This window comes from Mesorhizobium sp. M1A.F.Ca.IN.020.06.1.1, assembly GCF_004023265.1.
Taxonomy (GTDB): domain Bacteria; phylum Pseudomonadota; class Alphaproteobacteria; order Rhizobiales; family Rhizobiaceae; genus Mesorhizobium.
The window spans coordinates 1-3,179 of record NZ_RZSR01000713.1 but is presented as its reverse complement, the minus strand read 5'-3'; the positions used below and the strand labels follow the sequence as shown (position 1 = coordinate 3,179).

Annotated in this window: 3 protein-coding genes; 1 reads left to right on the top strand and 2 read right to left on the bottom strand. The window is 64.3% G+C overall.

Annotated features, from left to right (window positions below; all coding sequences use genetic code 11):
* A partial coding sequence (locus tag EOA60_RS25575) for a PAS domain S-box protein (RefSeq protein ID WP_128312096.1) occupies positions 1-1,656 on the top strand: 1,656 nt, incomplete at its 5' end.
* A gap of 31 nt (positions 1,657-1,687) precedes the next feature.
* On the opposite strand, the gene EOA60_RS25570 is transcribed toward EOA60_RS25575, so the two are convergent.
* Positions 1,688-2,566 carry a 3-hydroxybutyryl-CoA dehydrogenase gene (locus EOA60_RS25570; protein WP_066990182.1) on the bottom strand — a complete coding sequence of 293 codons (879 nt, stop codon included), beginning with the start codon at positions 2,564-2,566 and terminating at the stop codon, positions 1,688-1,690.
* A gap of 272 nt (positions 2,567-2,838) precedes the next feature.
* Positions 2,839-3,179, bottom strand: a 341-nt coding sequence (locus EOA60_RS25565) for an FAD-binding protein (RefSeq protein ID WP_206628228.1), incomplete at its 5' end; no start/stop codon positions are given.

Sequence of the window (3,179 nt, the reverse complement as noted above, 5' to 3'; positions counted from 1 at the left end):
CTTCAGACCAATCCCGCCTTCGCGGCGATGCTCGGCTACAGCCGGGCGGAAATCGAGGCGCTGACCTTCTTCCAGATCACGCATCCCGACGATCTGCAGATCGGCCGTGAGACGATGATCGCGCTGAAAGAGGGAAAGATCGATTCCTTTCATTTCGAGAAGCGCTACCTCAAGAAGGACGGCACTCCGGTCTGGGCGCAGCTCGCGGGCTCGGTCATTCGCGAAGACGAGACCGGCAAGCCGCTCTATCTTGTGTCGCAGATCGAGGACATCGATGCGCGCAAGCAGGCCGAAGCGCGCATCGCCGAAGCCGAGACGCGTTGGAATTTCGCGCTGACCAGCGCCGGACAAGGCGTCTGGAGCCTCGACATGCGCAAGGGCGGCACGACTTACTCCGAAACCTGGGTCAGAATGCTGGGCTATGACGATGGCGAGCTGGACGGCGACCCCGACCGCTGGCTGACGATGATCCACCCGGACGACCGCCAAATCGTCGCCGAGGCGGACCGGGCGCATCTTGACGGCGAGACGGCCTTCTTCGAGGCCGAGTTCCGGATGCGCCACAAGGACGGCCATTGGGTCTGGATCCTCGACCGCGGCAAGGCGATCGAACGCGACGGCGAGGGCCGGCTGATCCGGGCGATCGGCAGCTTGACCGATATCACGGAGCGCAAGGAGGCCGAAGAACGGCGCAAGGTCTCGGCGGCGATGCTCGCCGACGAAAAGGAGCGGCTCAGGGTGACGCTGCAGTCGATCGGCGACGCGGTGATCTGCACCGATGCCGCGAACCGCGTCACCTTCATGAATCCGGTCGCCGAAAAGCTCACCGGCATTGCCAGCGGCGAGGCGCTCGGCAAGGTGCTCGGCGATGTCTACTGGGCGGTCGACGAGGAAACCGGGCAGAGGATCGGCCTGACACGATCTTCGGCCGCCGACCGCCATCATTGCGATCAGAACGCCCGCGCCGTGCTCATCAGGCGCGACGACACGCGCTGCAGCATCCGCCAAATGGTGTCGCCGATCATGAACGACCGCGACGAGTTCTGCGGGCTCGTCATCGTCTTCCAGGATTTCACCGACGCGCGCGCCCTGCAGCGCCAGCTCGCTTATGCCGCGGCGCATGACGCGCTGACCGGGCTCGCCAACCGCCCAAGCTTCATCCGCACGATGGAGGAGTTGGTCGATCGGTGCCGGTTGAATGGCGGCGAGCATCAGTTCATGTTCGTCGACCTCGACCACTTCAAGGCGGTCAACGACACTGGCGGCCACGCGGCGGGCGATGCGCTGCTGAAGCGCGTCGCCGACGCCATCCGCAACGTGCTCGGGCCGGAAGATATCGTCGCCCGCCTGGGCGGCGACGAGTTCGCGGTCATACTGAAATCGGGCGCGCCGGCGCGAGCGACGGTCGCGGCGCGTTGCATCATCGAAGCCATCCGCAACCTGGGCTTCAGCTGGGACGGTCGTCCGCATTCGATCGCCGCCAGCATCGGGCTTGCGCCGATCCGCGCCGGCTGCGGCGAGGTGGACGAGATCATCGCCCGCGCCGATGCCGCTTGCTATGCCGCCAAGGCGGCCGGCCGCGGCTGCGTTTCGGCAGCACCCGATGAAGTTTCGAAGGACGAGGCGGCGCCCCTGCCGCTTGCCGCGGCATCCTGAACGCCGCGCAGTGAGCGTTCAGTCGCGGGGCTCAGCGCGTCGGCACCGGATGGTCGCCGCGATAGTCGTAGAAGCCGCGGCCGGTCTTGCGGCCGAGCCAGCCGGCCTCGACATATTTCACCAGCAGCGGGCAGGGGCGATACTTGGAGTCCGACAGGCCCTCATGCAGCACCTGCATGATCGACAGGCAGGTGTCGAGACCGATGAAGTCGGCCAGTTGTAGCGGCCCCATCGGATGGTTGGCGCCGAGCCGCATGGCGGTGTCGATGGCGTCAACCGTGCCGACGCCCTCATAGAGCGTGTAGATCGCCTCGTTGATCATGGGCAACAGGATGCGGTTGACGATGAAGGCCGGGAAATCCTCCGAAACGGTGATCGTCTTGTCGAGCCTGTTCACGAAGGTCTTGGCGGCCTCGAACGTCTGGTCCTCGGTGGCGATGCCGCGCACCAGCTCGACCAGCTTCATCACCGGCACCGGGTTCATGAAATGTATGCCGATGAAGCGCTCAGGCCGGTCGGTCTGCGCGGCGAGCCGGGTGATCGAGATCGAGGAGGTGTTGGTCGCGAGAATCGCCTCCGGATTGAGCTGCGGGCAGAGTTGGGCGTAGATCTTGCGCTTGACCGTCTCATCCTCGGTCGCCGCCTCTATGACGAGGTCGGCGGCGGCGAGATCGGCCATGGCGGACGCCGATGAGATGCGCGCCATCGCCTCGTTGCGCGCCTTCTCCTCGAGCTTTCCCGAACCGACCTGACGGGCCATGTTGCCGCTGATGGTGGCGATGCCCTTCTCGACCCGGTCGGGCGAGATGTCGTGGATCAGGACCTTGTAGCCGGCCAGCGCCGAGACGTGGGCGATACCGCCCCCCATTTGACCTGCGCCGACAATGCCGATCGTCTCGATCTTGCTCATTACCCCAATCCCGTCTGGAGCATTTCCGCTTCTGCGAGGCACGGAAGCGCTCCCTTCTCTTTGTTTCCCGCAATTCCGGACGCAAAGTGGCTCGGCACTTTCCTGGAATTGCCCTTTTTGTTTATCGCAATTCCGGAGGGAAAACCGCTACGGACTTTTCCTGGAATTGCGCAAGCCTTTACCGGCCTGCTTTTTGTGCAGTGCAAACTAAAAGGGCGGGGCGACTTCGTCTACCCCACCCTTCCGATTTTAATATGCCAGAGCAGAAAGCGTCAAAGCGCCTTTTGCAGTTCCGGCAGGATGACGAAGAGATCGCCGACGAGACCGTAGTCGGCAACCTGGAAGATCGGCGCTTCCTCGTCCTTGTTGATGGCGACGATGACCTTGGAATCCTTCATGCCGGCAAGATGCTGGATGGCGCCGGAGATGCCGACCGCAATGTAGAGATCGGGGGCGACCACCTTGCCGGTCTGGCCGACCTGCCAGTCGTTGGGCGCATAGCCAGCGTCGACGGCGGCGCGGGAGGCACCGACAGCGGCGCCGAGCTTGTCGGCGACCGGCAGGATGACTTCCTGGAACTTCTCCGACGAGCCGAGAGCACGGCCACCCGAAA

Excerpts from the sequence above, each read along its gene's own strand:
- EOA60_RS25570 (WP_066990182.1), bottom strand. The coding sequence starts at position 2,566 with ATGAGCAAGATCGAGACGATCGGCATTGTCGGCGCAGGTCAAATGGGG.